Source organism: Streptomyces sp. NPDC101237, assembly GCF_044767465.1.
Classification (GTDB): Bacteria; Actinomycetota; Actinomycetes; order Streptomycetales; family Streptomycetaceae; genus Streptomyces; species Streptomyces gramineus.
In genome coordinates this window covers 1-18,251 of record NZ_JBIWNY010000009.1, presented here as the reverse complement: position 1 = coordinate 18,251, position 18,251 = coordinate 1, and the positions used below count along the sequence as shown (strand labels likewise).

Here is an 18,251-nt window from a genome sequence, read left to right as displayed (position 1 = left end):
TGCCGACGCGTCCCTGGGAAGGGTCACCCTGTCCCCGAAGGACGAAATCCAGGTCACGACACCCCGTCGGACCGGAAAAATCGCAGGTCAGGAACACCGCGAGCCGCGGAAAAAGGGAGAGCCCGATGTCAGCAGCCGAGGGTCCGCTCGTCGTCGGCGTGGACACGTCCACCCAGTCCACGAAGGCGCTGGTGGTCGACGCGTCCACCGGCCGGGTCGTGGCGAGCGGCCAGGCGCCGCACACCGTGTCCTCCGGCGCGGGCCGGGAGAGCGACCCGCGCCAGTGGTGGGACGCGCTGTGCGAGGCGCTGCGCCAGTGCGGGGACGCGGCGCACGAGGCGGCCGCCGTGTCGATCGGCGGCCAGCAGCACGGTCTGGTCACGCTGGACGGGCGCGGCGAGCCGGTCCGGCCGGCCATGCTGTGGAACGACGTCCGTTCGGCGCCCCAGGCACAGCGTCTGATCGAGGAACTGGGCGGCCCGAAGGCCTGGGCGGAGCGCACCGGCAGCGTGCCGGGCGCGTCGTTCACCGTCACCAAGTGGGCCTGGCTCGCGGAGACCGAACCGGAGGCGGTCCGCGCGACCAAGGCAGTACGGCTCCCCCACGACTACCTCACCGAGCGCCTCACCGGGCAGGGCACGACCGACCGCGGTGACGCCTCCGGCACCGGCTGGTGGGCGTCGGCGACCGAGGCGTACGACGCGGAGACCCTCGCCCACGTGGGTCTCGACCCGGCGTTCCTGCCCCGGGTGGTCCGGCCCGGTGAGATCGCCGGCACCGTGCGCGACAGTCACGAGCTGCCGTTCTCCAAGGGCACCCTGGTCGCGCCGGGTACCGGCGACAACGCGGCGGCGGCGCTCGGGCTCGGGCTGCGCCCCGGTACCCCGGTGCTGAGCCTTGGGACGTCGGGCACGGTGTACGCCGTCTCGAAGCACCGTCCCGCCGATCCGACGGGCACCGTCGCCGGCTTCGCCGACGCGCACGGCGACTGGCTCCCGCTGGCCTGCACGCTGAACTGCACCCTCGCGGTCGACCGGGTCGCGGCGCTGCTCGGCCTGGACCGCGAGGCGGTCGAGCCCGGCACCTCGGTCACCCTGCTGCCCTACCTGGACGGCGAGCGCACCCCCAACCTGCCGAACGCCACCGGGCTGCTGCTCGGCCTGCGCCACGACACCACCGCCGGGCAGCTCCTGCAGGCCGCCTACGACGGCGCCGTGCACGCCCTGCTCGGCGCGCTGGACCTGGTGCTGGACGCGGACGCCGACCGGACCACGCCGCTGCTGCTGATCGGCGGCGGCGCGCGGGGCCGGGCCTGGCAGGAGACGGTACGGCGGCTGTCCGGGCGCCCGGTGCAGGTGCCGGAGGCCAAGGAGCTGGTGGCCCTCGGCGCCGCCGCGCAGGCGGCCGGACTCCTGACCGGCGAGGACCCGGCGGCGGTGGCCCGCCGCTGGAACACCGCGGAGGGCCCCGTGCTGGACGCGGTCGAACGGGACTCGCAGACGCTGGAGAGGATCTCCGGGGTACTCTCCGACGCGGCCCCGCTGCTGGATCGCGCACCGCAGGACCGGTGACCGCGCGGTGGACGGGTCGCAGGACATCCGAGGAGACCGAGGATTGATCGAGGCATGACCGCACCGCTGCACGAGGCCCGTCCGACGGCGAACGGCCGTGCCCTGCCGGACACCCAGCAGGGCATGCGCCGGCGCAACCTCGCGCGCGTGATGCACGCGGTCAGCGCCGAGGGCCCGCTGTCGCGGGCCGCGGTCGCCTCGCGCATCGGCCTGACCCGCGCCGCGGTGTCGACCCTGGTCGACGAACTGGTCCGCTGGGGCCTCCTGGAGGAGCTGGGCCCCGAGCGGCCCAACCGGGTCGGCAGGCCCGGCTCCGCCCTCGCGGTGAGCGGGAGCGGGCCGTGCGGCATAGGGGCGGAGGTCGGGGTCGACCACCTCGCCGTGTGCGCGGTCGACCTGCGCGGCGAGGTGCGAGCGCGGGCGGTGCGGCACGGCGCGAACCGGGGCCGGCCGCCGAAGCCGGTCGTGGACGAGCTGTCCGCGCTGGTCCGGCGGGTCGTGGCGGACGCGGAACGGGAAGGTCTGTGGCCGGCCGGTCTCGCGGTCGCCGTCCCCGGCCTCGTGGACCGCGACGGGCACACGGTCGTGCACGCCCCGAACCTCGACTGGCACGGCACCGACCTCCGCGCGCTGCTGCCCGCCGACCTGCCGCCCACGGTCGACAACGAGGCCAACTTCGGCGCGCTGGCCGAGCTGTGGCTCGGCGACGCCACCCCGCCGGACTTCCTGCACGTGTCCGCCGAGATCGGTATCGGCGCCGCGGTCGTCGTGGACGGCCAGTTGCTGCGCGGCAAGAGGGGGTTCGCGGGCGAGCTCGGCCATGTGCCGGTCCATCCCGACGGCCCGGACTGCGCCTGCGGCGGACGCGGATGCCTGGAGCAGTACGCCGGCGAGGAGGCGGTGCTGCGCGCGGCCGGTCTGGAGAGCCGCGAGGACGCGGTGGGCCTGCTCGCCCGGCGGGCGGGCGAGGACCACGAGGGCGCACGCCGCGCCCTGCACGACGCCGGTGCGGCCCTGGGCATCGCCCTGACCGGTGCCGTCAACCTCCTCGACCCCGAGACGGTGGTCCTCGGCGGCGCCCTGGCCGGCCTCGCCCCCTGGCTCCTGCCGTCCCTGGAGACCGAACTGGCCGGCCGGACGACGGGCCCGCCCTGCCCGGTCACCGTCTCCCGCCTCGGCCCGGAGGGACCTCTTCTGGGCGCCGCCCACTCGGTGGTCCGCGCCGTGCTGGACGACCCGGCGGCGGTGGCGGAACGGGTCTGACGCCACTCGACCGGCGTCCCGGCCGCCTCCCTCACCCGTTCGGGTGGCGACGTTTTCCACAGCCGCCGTCCTGTCCACGGAATCACTTGGCGCCCTTCTGCCCACCCCGTCCTCGCCGTACCGTGATTCACGCGAAGCGGTCCGTGGGACCGATGGGTTCACGCACGTCGGGGGGTGCGTATGGCCGGGGGGACGACCGAAGAGGCGACCGCGGGACTGCGGCGGGACGCCATCGGGTTGCGGGAGGTCCTGTTCCAGAGCGTCACGGCGATGGCGCCCGCCGCCGCCGTCGCGGCGTCCATTCCGTCGGGAGCGGCCTTCGCCGGGGGCAGTCTGCCGCTGGCGGTGGTGATCGCCCTGGTGGCCTGTCTGTTCACCGCGTCCTGCGTGGCCGAGCTGGCCCGGGAATTACCCGCGGCGGGCTCCGTGGTCACCTATGCGGCGCGCGGGCTCCATCCCGCCGTGGGCTTCCTGGTCGGCTGGGGCTACCTGTTCGTGGAGGCCCTCGTACCGCCGCTGCTGCTGCTCCAGCTCGGGTTCACCGTGGCGGGGACCCTGCACGAGGAGTGGGCCTCCTGGCCGGCCGGCCTGTGGTGGCCGTGGTCCCTCGCCGGTGCCGCCGTCATCGCCGTCACCGGATATCTGGGGGTACGGGCCTCGGCGCGTTTCGGGACGGTCCTCGGGGTCTTCGAGGTCGCGGTCCTCCTGGTCTTCGCCGGGTGGCTGATCGTCAGGGCCGGTTCCCACAACACCCTTTCCGTGTTCGGCACTTCCCACACGGCGAAGGAGTACGGAGGCTTCAGCGGGGTCTTCGCGGGATCCGTCTACACCGTGCTGGCGTTCGCGGGTTTCGAAGCGGCCGCGCCGCTGGCCGAGGAGACCCGCGACCCACGCCGGACGATGCACCGGGCGGTGCTCGGCGCGGCCCTGGGCATCGGTCTGTTCTACGTGGTGACGACGTACGCGATGACCGTGTACGTCGGGCCGGACCGGTTCGCCGGGTTCGGCGCGGCGGGCGACGCGTCCTGGGAAGGCGTCGCCCGGGCCTCCTTCGGGCTCTTCTGGGTCCTGGTGTTCCTCGCCGTGGTCAACTCGACGATCGCCAACGCCAACGCCTGCGCCAACGTGTCCACCCGGACGGCCTTCGCGCTGGCCCGCATCCGGGTCCTGCCGCGCGTCCTCGCCACGCTCCATCCCCGGTACCGCTCCCCCGTCGCCGGGGTCGCCGTCCAGACGGCCGTGGCGGTCGGCGCCGTGCTCGGGCTGGGCTTCGGATACGACCCGGTGACCGCCTTCCTGCTGCTGGCCACGGTGATCGTCACGGTGGTCATCGGCGTCTACATCGTCGTCAACCTCGCCTGCGTGGGCTACTTCCTGCGCCGCGGCCGGCCCTCGCTCCGGCCGGTGCGGCATCTGCTGCTGCCACTGCTGGGCATCGTGGCCTTCGTGCCCGCCCTGCTCACGGCGGCCGGCCTGCCCGTCTTCGACTTCGTGACGGAGCTGACCGCCCCGGTGTCCTACGCGGGTCCGGTGGTCGGCGTCTGGATGGCGGCCGGCGTGATCGTGCTCCTGGTGCTGATACGCCGTCACCCCGACCGCATAGCCGACACGGCACGTGTCCATCTCGAAGAAGCGGACGACCCGACGCACGCCGTCCACCGGCGGAACGGAGACCCCACACGATGACCGACCCCTTCGTCCTCACCGTCCGGCCCGAACCCGGCGAGTACGCCTGGACGTTCGGCGGAGCCCCGCCGGTCGCGCGGATCGCGCCCGGCACCGTCCTCGACCTGTACACGGAGGACTGCTTCGCCGGGCGGGTGCGGTCCGAGAAGGACCTGGTGTCCGAGGTGTGCGAGTTCCCGTTCCTCAACCCGCAGACCGGACCGTTCCACGTCGAGGGCGCGGAGCCCGGGGACACCGTCGCCGTGCATTTCGTGTCGATCGAACCGGCCCGGGACTGGGCGGCGTCCACGACGGTCCCGCTGTTCGGTGCGCTCACCTCGACGCACGCCACCGCCGGCCTGCAGCCGCCGCTCCCGGAGAAGGTCTGGATCTGGCAGCTGGACCGGACCCGGCGCACCGCTCTGTTCCGCGCCCACGAAGGCGGGTTCGAGCGGGAGCTGCCGCTGGATCCGATGCACGGTACGGTCGGCGTGGCCCCCGCCAACCTGGAGGTGCGCTCGGCCCTGGTGCCGGACGCGCACGGCGGGAACATGGATACGCCGGAGATGCGGGCGGGTGTCACCTGCTATCTCGGGGTCAACGTCGAGGGCGCGCTGCTCAGTCTGGGAGACGGCCACGCCCGGCAGGGCGAGGGCGAGACGTGCGGGGTGGCCGTCGAGTGCGCGATGAACACCGTGGTGATCGTGGAGCTCCTGAAGGGGATCGCGACGCCGTGGCCGCGGCTGGAGTCGGACACGCACATCGTCTCGACGGGGTCGGCGCGTCCGCTGGAGGACGCCTTCCGGATATCGCAGCTCGATCTGGTGCAGTGGCTGGTGCGCGACTACGGATTCGCCGAACTGGACGCGTACCAGTACGCGACCCAGACGGTGGAATCGCCGTTGGCCAACGTGTGCGACACCAACTACACGTGCGTGGCCAAGCTCCGCAAGGAGTGGCTGCCCGCGCGCGAGACTTACCGCGGGCTGCACGCGCGGCTGCGCGAGACCGCGGCGGCCCTGCGCCGCTGACCGCGACGCCCCGCTTCGGGCACGCTGGAGAAAGGCATCTCATCCATGGACCGGGCACGACCGCTCCCCACCAGGCGACTGCTCCTGAAGGGCGCGGCCCTGGCCGCCGTCCCGTACACGCTCCTCCCCGCACCCCCGGCGGGCGCGCGGACCGCAGTGGTCGACTACCCGAAGGCCGAGTGGCAGGCGGCGAGCGACGAGAACCGCACGGCGGCCCAGCGCCCCGACGAGTACGACATCGACCGGGTGATCATCCATGTGACGCAGCACGCCTACGCCGGCACGCTGTCCATCTTCCAGAACCCGAAGAAACGGGTGTCCGCGCACTACCTGCTGCGTTCGGCCGACGGCCACGTGGCCCAGTGCGTCCGGGAGTCGGACGTCGCCTGGCACGCGGGGAACTGGGACTACAACACGCGCAGTGTCGGTATCGAGCACGAGGGCTGGGTGGAGGAGCCCGAGTACTTCACCGACGCCCTGTACACGGAGTCGGCGCGACTGACGGCGTCGATCTGCGACAGGTACGCCATCCCCAAGGACCGCGACCACATCATCGGGCATGTCGAGGTGCCCGGGACCGACCACACCGATCCGGGCCGGCACTGGGACTGGGTGCGCTACATGAGACTGGTGGGCCGTTCCTCGGAGTGAGAGCGAGGCGGCGCGGTCGAAACGGTTGTCCGGGCGAACACCCCGAGTGACGATGTCCCCAGCCGCATCGCGCTCCGGGGAGGCCGAGTTGACCGACCAGTGGGTGGCCCTGGAACCGGGGACCGACCCTGCCGAGCGGGTCCGGGTGCTGCGCCGGGCGTACGAGACGTTCACCACGGCGGGCACCGTGCCGCGCCCGGTGCGGTCGGTGGTGGCCGAGTCGTGGCGGCGTTCGGCACGGGCCGGGGTGGGGCCGGAGGGCGCGGCGCGGGTGGAGCTGACCGACGGCGACCTCGGGGCCTATCGCGCGGAGCATCCGCTGGCCCGGGTGATGCCGCTGGTGCGGGAACTGATGGGCACCTTCGCGGCGGACGGCGAGCACCTGCTCGCGGTGTGCGACGCGGACGGCAGACTGCTGTGGGTGGAGGGCGATCCGGCGACCAGGCGCCGGGCGGACCGCATGAACTTCGTGCCGGGCGCACGCTGGTCGGAGAGCGCGGTCGGCACCAACGCGCCGGGAACGGCGGTGGCGTTGGACCGGCCGGTGCAGGTGTTCGCGGCGGAGCATTTCATCCGCCGGGTGCAGCCGTGGACGTGCGCGGCGGCGCCGGTGCACGACCCTCGCACCGGGCGAGTGCTGGGCGCGGTCGACATCACCGGCGGCGACCGGCTGGCGCATCCGCACAGCCTGGGTTTCGTGCAGGCGGTGGCGCGGGCCGCCGAGTCGCAATTGGCGCTTATGGATCCTCCTTCGCCCGTCGCCGAGCCGCCCGCGCTGACGGCGCTCGGCCGTGACGAGGCCGAACTCCGTCTGAACGGCCGGCGGATCAGGCTCAGCCGGCGCCACAGCGAACTGCTGGTCCTGCTGTCCCGGCATCCGGAGGGACTGACCGGCGACGAACTGCTGTGCGCACTGTATGAGGACGAGTCGGTGACGCCGGTGACGCTGCGGGCCGAACTGGCACGGCTGCGGAAACTGCTGGGCCCTGGGCTGCTCGCGTCCCGGCCGTACCGGCTGACCGCTCCGGTCGAGTCCGACGCGAGCGTGGTGGAGCGGCGATTGGAGGCAGGAGCGGTGACGGCGGCCGTGACCGCCTACCCGGGTCCGCTGCTGCCCGCCTCGCAGGCGCCCGCGGTCGTCCTGCTGCGGCGGCGGCTCGCGGACGGGCTGCGGGCGGCGCTCATCGCGCGCCGTGACCCGGACCTGCTCGCCGACTGGGCACACGCGCGGTGGGGCGAGGACGACGTGCAGGTGTGGCGGGCCCTCGCGGCGGTGCGGCCGACGGCGGTCGTCCGCAGCAGGCTGACCGCGCTGGAGTCGGAGTTGGCGGCGCCTCCTCGCTGACCTGCGGTGCAACGCAGGCGCAACGTACGTCTCCGTAGCCTGCGCGCCGGAGCTGCCCAACGGCGGGCAGCGCATCTGCGAGGAGGCAGGCCATCATGACCCGTTACACGGCGCCCGGCACCGAGGGCGCGATCGTCTCCTACCAGGCGCGCTACGACCATTTCATCGGCGGCGAGTACGTGCCGCCGGCCCGGGGCCAGTACTTCGAGAACCCGTCGCCGGTGAACGGGCAGCCGTTCACCGAGGTCGCGCGGGGCACCGCCGAGGACGTGGAGCGGGCCCTGGACGCGGCCCACGCGGCGGCGCCGGGCTGGGGTCGTACGTCGGTGACGGAGCGGTCCGACATCCTGCTGAAGATCGCGGACCGGATGGAGGCCCACCTCGAACCGCTCGCGGTCGCGGAGAGCTGGGAGAACGGCAAGCCGGTGCGCGAGACGCTGGCGGCGGACATCCCGCTCGCCATCGACCACTTCCGGTACTTCGCGGGGGCCATCCGCGCGCAGGAGGGGTCGCTGGGCGAGATCGACGACGACACGGTGGCGTACCACTTCCACGAGCCGCTCGGGGTCGTCGCGCAGATCATCCCGTGGAACTTCCCGATCCTGATGGCGACGTGGAAGCTCGCGCCCGCGCTTGCCGCCGGGAACGCCGTCGTCATCAAGCCGGCCGAGCAGACCCCGACGTCCATCCACTACTGGATGAGCCTGATCGCGGATCTGCTGCCGCCGGGCGTGGTGAACATCGTCAACGGCTTCGGCGTGGAGGCGGGCAAGCCGCTGGCGTCCAGCCCGCGGGTGGCGAAGGTCGCGTTCACCGGGGAGACCACGACGGGGCGGCTGATCATGCAGTACGCCTCGGAGAACATCAAGCCGGTGACCCTGGAGCTGGGCGGCAAATCCCCGAACATCTTCTTCGACGACGTCTGGGCGCACGACGACGACTTCCGTGACAAGGCCCTCGAGGGCTTCACGATGTTCGCGCTCAACCAGGGCGAGGTCTGCACCTGCCCGTCCCGGGCCCTGGTCCAACGCGGTCAGTACGCCGACTTCATGGCGGCCGCGGTCGCCCGCACCCAGCAGATCAAGCCGGGCCACCCTCTGGACACCGACACGATGATCGGCGCCCAGGCCTCCAACGACCAGCTGGAGAAGATCCTCTCCTACCTGGACATCGGACGGCAGGAAGGCGCCAAGATCCTCACCGGCGGTGAACGCGTCGAGCACGACGGCGAGTTGAAGGGCGGCTACTACGTCCAGCCGACGATCTTCGAGGGCGACAACCGGATGCGGATCTTCCAGGAGGAGATCTTCGGTCCGGTCGTGTCGGTCACGTCCTTCGACGACTTCGACGACGCGATCAAGATGGCCAACGACACGCTCTACGGCCTCGGCGCGGGCGTCTGGACCCGCGACATCAACACCGCGTACCGCGCGGGCCGCGCGATCCAGGCGGGCCGGGTCTGGACGAACTGCTACCACGCCTATCCGGCCCACGCGGCGTTCGGCGGCTACAAGCAGTCCGGGATCGGCCGTGAGAACCACAAGATGATGCTGGAGCACTACCAGCAGACGAAGAACATGCTGGTTTCATACAGCCCAAAGAAGCTCGGGTTCTTCTAGGACTCAAATCGGTTGCCTGGAGGCGCCATTGCTTTCCAGGCAACCTGCACGGCAGTTGCTGTGCATCACAGCGTCAGTACCTTGAGCAACTGCACGACCGTCGAACGAATCACCTCCGGACCATACACGGACCGCCGAGCAGCAGGGGCGAAGGATTCGAATGAGTACGCCGGGAAAGCCTGTGTCCGGATTCAGGGTCGGGGTGGCCGGCGGGCAAGTGCGTTGACGCAACGACGTGTGAGGCTCAATTCACGGCCGGGCGGCACCGGGGCAGGTTCGACGGCGAGGGCTTTGACGAGGCGCCCCAGGCGCGATTGGGCTCGGACCGTCGGGAGTCCTTGGTTCAACGGGGTGGGTCTGTGTCCTGGAGCGGTGGGCCTTGGGGTGCCGGGGCGCCGGGCCAGGCACGGGCACTCGCGGCTGTCACGTGACCTCGGCGGCGTGACCCTGCCGGATGCGGCGAGCAGGCCCTGGTGGTAGGCCTCCAGGTCGTCGTCCGCTCGGTGCAGTCGTCCTCGGGCTCGCTTACCGGCCCGCCAAAGGGCGGGGTCCGGTTCGGAGCGAGAGTCACGCTTTCAGGCGGGAGCCAGAGATCGGCCAGAGGTCAGGGCCCAGCCGCAGGTCCGCCGTGAACAGCCGGGAATACCGCTGCTCCGCGTCAAACACGACGACACCGCGGCGCCCCAGCTCATCCAAGAACGGTACGACGTCGGGTTCCCGGTCCCCGACGATGCGATGCCAGACGGCAAGATCACGCATGATCGCGCGCGCCCGCGCCAGCGCGCTCTGTGCGTCGGCGAAGGACTCGCGTACTTGGTAGAGCATCGAGGACAAGAAACGTGCCTTTCGGACAGGGCCGGGAGCGGACGCGCCCTCGCGGTAGGCAGCCGCCCCTGCCCCGTCTTACAGCCTGAAGCCAGACAGCGACAGCGGGTTCCGTAGGAGTACCCGTTCGGGGAATAGGGGGTATGTCCCTCGACAAGCCCTTCGTCAGTTCTGCCGAGGACAAAGCCGCGCAGCCTTGTGCCCCTTTCGCTGTAGACCCGCAGATGGAACCGCGGTTCGCATTGATGCCGCCCCGGGCAACTGGCCCGCACGACGTCACCTGCACGGGCGCGTAAAGGGACACGAGGCGTTTAGGTCACCAGCCGTCCTCGGGTTCACTCAGCGGAAGTCCGGAGCCGCGGAGCCAGGCCTGGGCCTCGGGTGTCCAGGCGACTCTGGGGCCGAGGGAGATCCAGACGCCGAACTCGCCGGGGGACGGCTCGTCGTACTGCCGCAACCAGACGCTGTTCAGGCAGAGCAGCACGCCGCACCCCTTGGCCTCCGGGAGACCACGCCAGGCGCAGTCCCAGATGACGATCAGGCTCAGCGGGCCGAGCACCGAGACCATCCGGTCCAGTTCCTCTTCGGTGCAGGTGTCCTCAGGCGCGCCGCCGGGGGCGCCGAAGGGCGGGGTCGCAGCCAGGGCGAGGTCCACGCTCTCGGGAAAGGGCCAGAGATCCGCAAGGCCCGGACCCAGCCGCACGTCGCCGCTGAACCAGGACTTCATCTGCCGGGCGTCGAGCGTGACGACTCCTCGGCGCCGCAACTCGTCCATGAAAGGGAAGACGTGAGGTACCCGGTCCGCGGTGAACCGGGCGGTGCCGAAAGTGCAAAGTGCGTAGGTGAATTGCTCGACCGTGGTGACCTTGTCCAGTTGAGGCCAGGGCTCGGCCGTCCAGTCGGTCAGGTCGCGCATGATCGCGCGCGCCCGGGACAGCGCGCTCACAGCGTCGGGAAACAGTTCGCGCACCCGGTAAAGCGTCGAGGACAGGGAAACGCGCCTTTCGGACAGGGGCAGGGCGGACGCGCCCTCACGGTACGCATCCGCCCCTGCTCCGGGTTACAGCCTGGTGTCAGTCAGCGGCAGCAGGCGGCTCAGTAGGAGTACCCGTTCGATGAGTAGTAGGTATGGGTACTTTCGTCGTAATGGCCTCCGTCGGCGTCGACCCCGAGGTCGACGTCGGCCAATTTGCTGCCGCTTCCGGTGTAGACCCGCACATGGTATCCGCTGATCTTTTCGAGGTCGCTCCCATGATGCAGGCGGCCTTTTTGATAACTGCGGAACCACCCCCTGACCTCCCGAGCATCGACCAGGTCGGGTACCTGAATGAAGATCTCGTTGACATCCATCTTCCCCTCCACGTCCTCGCGAACGCGCAGCTGCTTGACGGCCTTGGCGAGCTGCTTGTTGAAGGCGCTCTGATCGGCATCCCCAACCGTCTTGACCTCGCCATAGCCGACGACGTTGCCCTGCTGGTCGAGGTACTCGAGATCCGGGTTCTTATAACCCGGCATGTTCTTGTATTCGTGTTCTTCGGGCAGAAGCTAGACCGGGTCCCCTCCGGGGCGCCGTCCAGGGAGCGATAGGCGTTGTCCAGGGTCAGCTGGGGCGTTCGTCCTTCCTTCTTGTGCTCCTTGACCAGGGACTGCGCATCCGCGTCCCGGCTCGAATCCTCAGCCGACGAGCTGTCCGACCCACCCCCGTCGTCGCCCCCCGCCATCACCGTTCTGCGCGGCGTACGCGATGTTGGGCGCGGCGACCGAGGCGGCCACCGTCGAGGAGCCGGTGACGGCGAGTGCCGAGCCGGCGAGGATCAGTGCCTCGCCCGGGCCGAGTGCGCCGATGCCGCTGAGCATGAGCGCGCCGCCCAGGCCGTCCGCGGCCGCGCCGAGCAGGAGCTGCCCGAAGCCGAGTGCGGCCATGGGGGCGTCGGTTCGGTCGATGGCCTGCTGGGCGGTGTCCGCGAAGCTGGAGACCGCGTTAGACGGGGAGCTGAACCAGCTCTGTCCGGTCGGGTCACTGCCGGTCACCGGGTTGTTGGCGGCGTAGTCGTAGCCCGTCAGCTGCGAGGGGTCGGTTGCCTCCAGTTGCGGGTCACGGCTGACGAAGCGGCCGGTCTGCGTGTCGTACTCGCGCAGCCCGAGGTTGACCAGGCTGGTCGCGGTGCCGGTGGTGCCGCCGACATAGCCCTTGTCGCCGAGCCAGTTGGCCGGAGCAGCGCCGCGGGTACCGCCGAAGGGCAGGTACTGGCGCCTTGTCACCGCCTGGGTCTGGTAGTCGACGGACAGGTAGTCGGTGCCCTGCCGGTTGGGAATCAGGTACTGGATGTTCCCGCTGCTGGAACGGGCGGCCACGGTAGTGCCGTTGACCGAGTAGTAGCGGGTGTCGGGCACCGCCTTGGTGGCGGCGGTGACCTCCACCAGTTCCGCGTCGCCCAGGTAGAGCGTGACCTGGGTGGGGTCGGTGCGCAGCACCAGGCCGCCGTCGAGACCGTAGAGGTAGCTGGTGGCGCCGACGGACGTGGTGTCGGTGTAGCGCCCAGGGACGCCACGCCGCGAGCCGCCCGGGGGTGTGTGATGTCGCGGGCGCAGCGACCTGCCGCCGGCCGGAAGCAACGCCCGAACCGCCGACAGCTCATGGAGAGCTCTTCGACCTCGTGACCGCCCTGAACGAATCCGCATTGCGAGCGAAGACTCCTCGCGGCGAGGGGGCCTGCCGACGTCCATAAGCTGCCGAAGATCACGAGAAGGTCAGCCCGAGCAAGAAGGCCGCCGCGAGGAAGCCCGCCGCCACCTCGCAGCACGAACGGAGCCGTTGGCTGCCCGGCGTGTTCCCGTTCACGACACTGATGACGCCGCTTGCTATAGGCCGCACAGCCCACGGCGCACGGCATCGCTCCTCCGCGCACTCGAGAGCGGCGAGCCGGAGTACAACGTTGCCTCCCGTGCAAGCCTCGATCCGTCACGGGCAACACGACGACGCCCCGCTGCGGCAAGCCGACGTGGGGCCTCACATGTCACACACGTGTCACCACAGGGAAGATCCGGGCCCTCCGGCACACTGGATCGTATGGAAGAGACGGACCGGCAGCTCGGTCAACGGCTGGAGAAGGCCATCTTGAGCCTGCTGGAGCGCCGTGCCGACACCGCGTCGATCTGTCCGTCCGAGGCGGCGCGCGCGGTCTACGAGGGTGACGACGACGGCTGGCGGGCCCTGATGGAACCGGCCCGCCGCGCGGCATGGCGTCTGGTGAACGACGGCGAGGTCGAGGTGACGCAGGGCGGCCGGCCCGTCGTGGAGACGGAGACGCGCGGGCCCGTACGTATTCGGCGCGCGCGTCGGTAGCGGCAGCTGGGCACCTCCAGGCGCGGACACGGCTGAAGCACGATTCCTGGCACGATTCCTGGACCGCCCCCGGACGTGGCCGTGGACGGTCGAGGAGCGCGTCACCCGCCCCGCAGACCGACCGCCAGCGTCAGTTCGAGGACCCGGTGGGGTGAGGCGAGATCCGGGAACAGCTCCCGCACCCGCGTCATCCGGTACCGGACGGTCTGGGGATGGACGAACAGCGCAGCCGCCACCTCGTCCCGTCTGCCCTGGTGCAGCAGCCACGCCCGCAACGTCTCCTCCAGCCGCCGCGCGGTGGCGTCGGGCAAGGTCCGCAACGGTGCGAGGGCTCGGGCACGCAGGTCCACGAAAGCGTCCATGTCGGCGCTCAGCACCAGCTCGGACAGGTGCTCCTCGGTGTCGCGAATGTCGGAGGAGAGGGAGCGCGCGCGTACGGCTCGTGCGTACGAGGCCGACACACGCGTCCACGGCCGGGCCGGGCCCACCACGGCGGTGCGGTCGGTCAGCTGTCGCATGAGATGTGATCGGTTGGCGTCGGGGACGAGCAGCACACCCGTGGCGTCCGGCAGATCGTCTAGGACGAGGGTGCTCGGGTCGAGCACGCGGTAGGCAGGCCGGGCCTGGGCGGCGGGCAGCAGGACCGCGGTCAGCGAAACCGGAGGCTGCCACCCGGCCCGTTGAGCTGACACAAGCAGTCCGTCGGGGCTCGCGCCGGCGAGGAGGTCGCGGGCCAGCTGTTCCAGGTGGCGCTCCTGGGCCCGGCCCTGGGCGGCCAGTTCGTCGGCATGGCCCGCGGCGCTCGCGGCGGAGAGCTCGTCGATGTAGGCGAAGGTCAGCTCGGCGAACTTGGCGACCTCGGCGGCGGGCAGACCTGCGGGTACGGCACCTGCTGCCAGGCATCGCCAGGCCACGCGGGCGCCGACGCGGTAGGCGCTGAGCAGGGCGTCCATCGAGCGGCCGTCGCGCACCTCGCCCCGGCCCAGCTCGTAGGCGGCGTCACCGGCGTCGCCGCCGGTGGCGTTCCCGCTTGCGAGGTCCAGGTAGTGCCCCAGGGCGGTGCGGACGGCTCGGCGGATGGTGCCGCCCATGCTGCCCGCAAGGGCATTGGCGTAAGGCGGGACCTCATCGATGATGGCCTGGACGACCTCGTCGGCGGTGGTCCTCAGCGCGGCCCGCAGTGCGGTGACCGTCCTCTCGTCGAGGGCCAGTTCGCTGGCCCTCTGGACTGCATGGCTCATATTTGTTTCCTGCGAACAATCCAAGCGACCAAATTCACATCGTACGGTCAGGACTTTACGCGCAGAGGCACAGCAAGCTGGAGTCATGACGAGTGCAGCCCTTCGCAGCAGGGCGTGGAAACTGCTGGAGATGGTCACGACGCCGCTGCTGCCGTCGGACTACCTTGACCTGGTCAGCCCGCTGCGTGCGGGCGCTGACCTGCGTGGGCGCATCGAGGCCGTGCACCCCGAGACGGGTGACGCGGCGACTGTCGTGATCAGGCCGGGACGGGGCTGGCGCGGCCACACAGCCGGCCAGTACGTGCGGATCGGGGTCGACGTCGACGGGGTGCGCCTGTGGCGTGCCTACTCCCTCACCTCGCCGACAGACCGCCAGGACGGCCGCGTCACGATCACCGTGAAGGCGATCCCGGACGGCAAGGTCAGCAACCACCTGGTCCGCCGGGCGACACCCGGCACGCTGATCCAGCTCGGCCAGGCGACCGGTACCTTTGTGCTGCCCGAGGCCAAGCCCGCCAAGGTGCTCTACCTGACGGCCGGCAGCGGCATCACGCCCGTGATGGGCATGCTGCGCGACACCGAGTTCGACGACGCCGTCATGGTTCACTGCGCGCCCCAGCCGCAGGACGTGATCTTCCGCGGCGAACTGCACGAACTGGTCGCGGACAAGAAGCTGCGGCTCACCGAGGTGCACACCGACACCGACGGCATGCTCGACATCGCCCGTCTCAACGAACTCGTGCCCGACTGGGCCGAGCGCGAGACCTGGGCCTGCGGGCCCGCGGGCCTGCTCGACGCCGCCGAGAAGCACTGGAGCGAGCACGGCGTACCGGAGCGACTGCACACCGAACGCTTCCGCCCCAGCATCGTCGTCACCGGCGACGGCGGCGAGGTCACGTTCAGCGCCACCGGCAAGACCGTCGACGCGGACGGCGCAACGCCGTTGCTGGACGTCGGCGAGGAGGCCGGCGTACTCATGCCCTCCGGGTGCCGTATGGGCATCTGCTTCGGCTGCGTCACGCCGCTCAAGGCCGGCGCAGTCCGCGACCTGCGCAGCGGCGAGATCACCGAGGCCGAGCCGGGCGTCCTCATCCAGACCTGTGTGTCCGCCGCCGCGGGCCCCTGCGACATCGAACGGTAGGAGCACCTTGACCGCCATCGACCCCACCGCCCACCTGACCGCGGAGCAGATCGAAGAGCTCGGCCGCGAGCTGGACGCGATCCGCGACGAGGTGATCGCCAGCCGGGGCGAGAAAGACGCCGCCTACATCCGCAAGGTCATCTCGGCGCAGCGCAAGCTCGAGCTGGCCAGCCGGGGCGTACTGCTGTTCTCACTCTTCCCGCCCGCGTGGCTGCTCGGCACCGCCGGTCTGTCCGTGGCGAAGATCATGGACAACATGGAGATCGGCCACAACATCCTGCACGGCCAGTGGGACTGGATGCGCGACCCGAAGATCCACTCCACCACCTGGGAGTGGGACCACGTCTCGCCGGCCGACCAGTGGAAGCACTCGCACAACGAGCTGCACCACACGTACACCAACGTGATCGGGAAGGACAACGACCTCGGCTACGGCATCATGCGCGTCGACGAGGACCAGAAGTGGCATCCCTTCCACCTCGGCCAGCCGCTGTGGAACTTCATCAACGCCTGCTTCTTCGAGTACGGCATCGCGGCGTACGACCTGGAACTCGGCAAGAACCTGAGCAAGCGCCGCCGCAAGAACCCGGAGTTCCGCGCGCGGGCCAAGGCCGTGGGCCGGAAGATCCGCAAGCAAGTGCTCAAGGACTACGTGATCCACCCGCTGCTGTCGGGCCCGTCGTTCCTCCCTACGCTCGCCGCCACGTTCACCGCGAACCTGGTCCGCAACCTCTGGTCCCACTCGGTGATCATGTGCGGGCACTTCCCCGAGGGCGTGCAGGTCTTCGAGCGCCGGTCGATCAGGGGCGAGACGCGCGGCCAGTGGTACCTGCGCCAGATGATGGGCTCGGCCAACATCAGCGGCAGCAAGGCCATGCACTTCATGACCGGCAACCTCTCGCACCAGATCGAGCACCACCTGTTCCCGGACCTGCCGAGCAACCGCTACGCCGAGGTCGCGGTGAAGGTGCGCGCGCTGTTCGAGAAGTACGAGCTGGAGTACGTCACCGGGCCGCTGCCCCAGCAGGTGTTCTCCGCGTGGCGCAAGGTCTTCCGGCTCTCGCTGCCGAACAAGAAGAAGCCCACGGTCCAGACGCCGGCCCGCGAGAAGGAACTCGTCGCGGCCTGACACCCGGTATGGCGGAGCCGCCTCGCCAGGAAACGTTGCGCCGACGGTCGACGGACAAGCCGTTGTTGGACATCACAGCTGCATCCGAGGTGGTGACCGTTGTGAACGACGAGACTCGCGGCGCCTTCCTGCCCGTACCGTCGGCCTTGCCGGGCTCGGCGCACCGGAGGCCCGAGCTCTTCCGCCCGCGGCCACGGGGGGTTACCGGGGGAACAGTGCCGTACGCGTCCGGCGAGCCATGTCATACCGCTGGACTCGCACGCCGACACCCCTGATGGCACGCGGACCTGGTGCGCACCAACTCGGCACAACGGCAGACGGTTCCACCTTTTGCTGCAGGTCAGAGGCGACGATGAGCGTGTACCACCAGTGGACGAAGAACCTGCTGGTGTCGTACTCGCCGAAGAAGCTCGGCTTCTTCTAGACGCAGAAAAAGGGCGCCTGACCAGGGCAGATGCCCGGCAGGCGCCCCTCTCGGCGCACATCTAAGCAGGGAGTCGAAACACGCCCTTGCTCCCGATATCTCCCACCCGTATCCCAGCCCTGACCAGCAGTTCCGGGGCCTTTCCGGGCCAAGGTCCGCTAAGTACCGGTCTGCGGTCAGGGCTGATCAGCACAGAAGCGGGGCCCGCCAGAGCGTTCTCTGGCGGGCCCCGCTGTCCTGCGGCGTGTGGTCAGATGCCGCGGTGGGTCTGGTAGTAGCCGCCGACCTGCTCGTGGTACCCGGCGTCGCCGAGGTGCTTGTCCTTGTCGAACTCCGGGGAGTCCTTGATCTGGTCCTTGGTGAGGTCGACGTAGATCTTGCGTTCGGCCTGGTCGACCGTTCGCACGGTGCCGGCGGGCAGCAGGACGTGCTTGCCGAAGATCCACACGCCGGTGTCGACGACCAGATAGGCGGAGTTGACGTCGTCCGAGTGCTTGTCGACCTTGCCAATACTGCCGTCGGTGGCCTCGACCTTGTAGCCGGTCAGGTCAGTGCCCGCGGCGTGGCCGGTGGTCGGCTGGTAGCCCCAGATGCTGTCACTCATATTTCACGGCTCCCTTGCAGAGACTCACTACTTCTCGCAGTTGTACTTCGGACTTTCCCGGGACACCGTTTATTCGGTGACGCTCCCTCAATACGGCGGGTTCCCCAGCTTTCGCAGCCCACACATCCGCGTCCGGAAAAAGCAGGACGGCCGGAGATGGTGTGCTGGAGGCCGTGGTTCCCGACGTCACAGCCATCTCCGGCCGTTTCCCCTCTGTACCCCGGATCGACAGAAAATCACTCTCCCCACGGCGGACGCGCGCGGACGTGAACAGGGGTGGGGCCCCGCCCGGGGGGGCCCGGGGCCCCCCCCCCCGGGGGTGAACGGGGGGGGGGGGGAAGAGACCGTACCCACCCCCCCCGCAGCCCCCCCCGGGGGGGGGGGGAACCAACCCCC

The 18,251-nt window shown here is 70.5% G+C and carries 17 protein-coding genes; 11 read left to right on the top strand and 6 right to left on the bottom strand.

The features are described from left to right. Nucleotides 1-125 precede the first annotated feature (125 nt). The 7 genes from xylB (at nt 126) to ACIRQ9_RS15905 (ending at nt 9,145) form a co-directional block, all read left to right on the top strand. Nucleotides 126-1,571, top strand: a complete 1,446-nt coding sequence (gene xylB / locus ACIRQ9_RS15935; RefSeq protein ID WP_404172538.1) for a xylulokinase — start codon at nt 126-128, stop codon at nt 1,569-1,571. Between the two features lie 54 nt (nt 1,572-1,625). Then, nucleotides 1,626-2,834 (top strand): ROK family protein, encoded by a 1,209-nt coding sequence (locus ACIRQ9_RS15930; protein WP_404172535.1) that lies wholly within the window; start codon nt 1,626-1,628, stop codon nt 2,832-2,834. Nucleotides 2,835-3,014: 180 nt separating this feature from the next. Next, nucleotides 3,015-4,520, top strand: a complete 1,506-nt coding sequence (locus ACIRQ9_RS15925; RefSeq protein WP_404172532.1) for an APC family permease — start codon at nt 3,015-3,017, stop codon at nt 4,518-4,520. Further along, complete coding sequence (locus ACIRQ9_RS15920) at nt 4,517-5,530, top strand: acetamidase/formamidase family protein (protein ID WP_351932725.1); 1,014 nt, start codon at nt 4,517-4,519, stop codon at nt 5,528-5,530. Before ACIRQ9_RS15925 ends, ACIRQ9_RS15920 begins: the two co-directional genes overlap by 4 nt. Nucleotides 5,531-5,575: 45 nt before the next feature. Then, nucleotides 5,576-6,181 carry an N-acetylmuramoyl-L-alanine amidase gene (locus ACIRQ9_RS15915; protein ID WP_404172529.1) on the top strand — a complete coding sequence of 202 codons (606 nt, stop codon included), beginning with the start codon at nt 5,576-5,578 and terminating at the stop codon, nt 6,179-6,181. 52 nt (nt 6,182-6,233) lie between these two features. Continuing rightward, nucleotides 6,234-7,526 carry a GAF domain-containing protein gene (locus ACIRQ9_RS15910; protein WP_404172526.1) on the top strand — a complete coding sequence of 431 codons (1,293 nt, stop codon included), beginning with the start codon at nt 6,234-6,236 and terminating at the stop codon, nt 7,524-7,526. A 95-nt stretch (nt 7,527-7,621) separates the two neighbouring features. Next, on the top strand, nt 7,622-9,145 hold the full coding sequence (locus ACIRQ9_RS15905) for an aldehyde dehydrogenase family protein (RefSeq protein WP_404172523.1): 1,524 nt from the start codon (nt 7,622-7,624) through the stop codon (nt 9,143-9,145). Between the two features lie 567 nt (nt 9,146-9,712). On the opposite strand, the gene ACIRQ9_RS15900 is transcribed toward ACIRQ9_RS15905, so the two are convergent. The 4 genes from ACIRQ9_RS15900 to ACIRQ9_RS15885 all read right to left on the bottom strand — a co-directional run bounded on the left by ACIRQ9_RS15900 (nt 9,713) and on the right by ACIRQ9_RS15885 (nt 12,586). Continuing rightward, the gene (locus ACIRQ9_RS15900) at nt 9,713-9,970 is read right to left on the bottom strand and encodes a hypothetical protein (RefSeq protein ID WP_404172520.1); all 258 of its coding nucleotides are present in this window, start codon (nt 9,968-9,970) and stop codon (nt 9,713-9,715) included. Between the two features lie 316 nt (nt 9,971-10,286). Beyond that, the gene (locus tag ACIRQ9_RS15895) at nt 10,287-10,940 is read right to left on the bottom strand and encodes a hypothetical protein (protein ID WP_404172517.1); all 654 of its coding nucleotides are present in this window, start codon (nt 10,938-10,940) and stop codon (nt 10,287-10,289) included. Nucleotides 10,941-11,065: 125 nt separating this feature from the next. After that, nucleotides 11,066-11,485 carry a hypothetical protein gene (locus ACIRQ9_RS15890; protein WP_404172514.1) on the bottom strand — a complete coding sequence of 140 codons (420 nt, stop codon included), beginning with the start codon at nt 11,483-11,485 and terminating at the stop codon, nt 11,066-11,068. 159 nt (nt 11,486-11,644) lie between these two features. After that, the gene (locus tag ACIRQ9_RS15885; protein WP_404172511.1) at nt 11,645-12,586 is read right to left on the bottom strand and encodes an RHS repeat-associated core domain-containing protein; all 942 of its coding nucleotides are present in this window, start codon (nt 12,584-12,586) and stop codon (nt 11,645-11,647) included. 454 nt (nt 12,587-13,040) lie between these two features. Between ACIRQ9_RS15885 and ACIRQ9_RS15880 the strand changes: the two genes are divergently transcribed. Further along, nucleotides 13,041-13,316 carry a DUF3253 domain-containing protein gene (locus tag ACIRQ9_RS15880; RefSeq protein ID WP_404172508.1) on the top strand — a complete coding sequence of 92 codons (276 nt, stop codon included), beginning with the start codon at nt 13,041-13,043 and terminating at the stop codon, nt 13,314-13,316. 101 nt (nt 13,317-13,417) lie between these two features. On the opposite strand, the gene ACIRQ9_RS15875 is transcribed toward ACIRQ9_RS15880, so the two are convergent. Then, nucleotides 13,418-14,557: a PucR family transcriptional regulator gene (locus ACIRQ9_RS15875; protein ID WP_404172505.1), complete on the bottom strand. Its 1,140-nt coding sequence runs from the start codon at nt 14,555-14,557 to the stop codon at nt 13,418-13,420. Nucleotides 14,558-14,642: 85 nt separating this feature from the next. Between ACIRQ9_RS15875 and ACIRQ9_RS15870 the strand changes: the two genes are divergently transcribed. The 3 genes from ACIRQ9_RS15870 to ACIRQ9_RS15860 all read left to right on the top strand — a co-directional run bounded on the left by ACIRQ9_RS15870 (nt 14,643) and on the right by ACIRQ9_RS15860 (nt 17,251). Continuing rightward, nucleotides 14,643-15,698, top strand: a complete 1,056-nt coding sequence (locus ACIRQ9_RS15870) for a ferredoxin reductase (protein ID WP_404172502.1) — start codon at nt 14,643-14,645, stop codon at nt 15,696-15,698. A 7-nt stretch (nt 15,699-15,705) separates the two neighbouring features. Then, nucleotides 15,706-16,827, top strand: coding sequence for a fatty acid desaturase family protein (locus tag ACIRQ9_RS15865; protein ID WP_404172499.1), 1,122 nt, complete (start codon nt 15,706-15,708; stop codon nt 16,825-16,827). Between the two features lie 274 nt (nt 16,828-17,101). Further along, nucleotides 17,102-17,251, top strand: a complete 150-nt coding sequence (locus tag ACIRQ9_RS15860; protein WP_404172496.1) for a hypothetical protein — start codon at nt 17,102-17,104, stop codon at nt 17,249-17,251. Nucleotides 17,252-17,501: 250 nt separating this feature from the next. Here the strand turns inward: ACIRQ9_RS15860 and ACIRQ9_RS15855 are convergent, their stop codons facing one another. Then, complete coding sequence (locus ACIRQ9_RS15855) at nt 17,502-17,855, bottom strand: PRC-barrel domain-containing protein (protein ID WP_404172493.1); 354 nt, start codon at nt 17,853-17,855, stop codon at nt 17,502-17,504. Between the last annotated feature and the right edge of the window lie 396 nt (nt 17,856-18,251).

Bases quoted from the DNA above. Each gene is read 5' to 3' on its own strand.
- ACIRQ9_RS15890 (WP_404172514.1), bottom strand. From the start codon at position 11,485: ATGCCGGGTTATAAGAACCCGGATCTCGAGTACCTCGACCAGCAGGGC.
- ACIRQ9_RS15925 (WP_404172532.1), top strand. From the start codon at position 3,015: ATGGCCGGGGGGACGACCGAAGAGGCGACCGCGGGACTGCGGCGGGAC.
- ACIRQ9_RS15880 (WP_404172508.1), top strand. From the start codon at position 13,041: ATGGAAGAGACGGACCGGCAGCTCGGTCAACGGCTGGAGAAGGCCATC.
- ACIRQ9_RS15855 (WP_404172493.1), bottom strand. From the start codon at position 17,855: ATGAGTGACAGCATCTGGGGCTACCAGCCGACCACCGGCCACGCCGCG.
- ACIRQ9_RS15920 (WP_351932725.1), top strand. From the start codon at position 4,517: ATGACCGACCCCTTCGTCCTCACCGTCCGGCCCGAACCCGGCGAGTAC.
- ACIRQ9_RS15900 (WP_404172520.1), bottom strand. From the start codon at position 9,970: ATGCTCTACCAAGTACGCGAGTCCTTCGCCGACGCACAGAGCGCGCTG.
- ACIRQ9_RS15860 (WP_404172496.1), top strand. From the start codon at position 17,102: ATGGCACGCGGACCTGGTGCGCACCAACTCGGCACAACGGCAGACGGT.
- ACIRQ9_RS15870 (WP_404172502.1), top strand. From the start codon at position 14,643: ATGACGAGTGCAGCCCTTCGCAGCAGGGCGTGGAAACTGCTGGAGATG.
- ACIRQ9_RS15905 (WP_404172523.1), top strand. From the start codon at position 7,622: ATGACCCGTTACACGGCGCCCGGCACCGAGGGCGCGATCGTCTCCTAC.
- ACIRQ9_RS15875 (WP_404172505.1), bottom strand. From the start codon at position 14,557: ATGAGCCATGCAGTCCAGAGGGCCAGCGAACTGGCCCTCGACGAGAGG.
- xylB (WP_404172538.1), top strand. From the start codon at position 126: ATGTCAGCAGCCGAGGGTCCGCTCGTCGTCGGCGTGGACACGTCCACC.
- ACIRQ9_RS15930 (WP_404172535.1), top strand. From the start codon at position 1,626: ATGACCGCACCGCTGCACGAGGCCCGTCCGACGGCGAACGGCCGTGCC.
- ACIRQ9_RS15910 (WP_404172526.1), top strand. From the start codon at position 6,234: ATGTCCCCAGCCGCATCGCGCTCCGGGGAGGCCGAGTTGACCGACCAG.
- ACIRQ9_RS15915 (WP_404172529.1), top strand. From the start codon at position 5,576: ATGGACCGGGCACGACCGCTCCCCACCAGGCGACTGCTCCTGAAGGGC.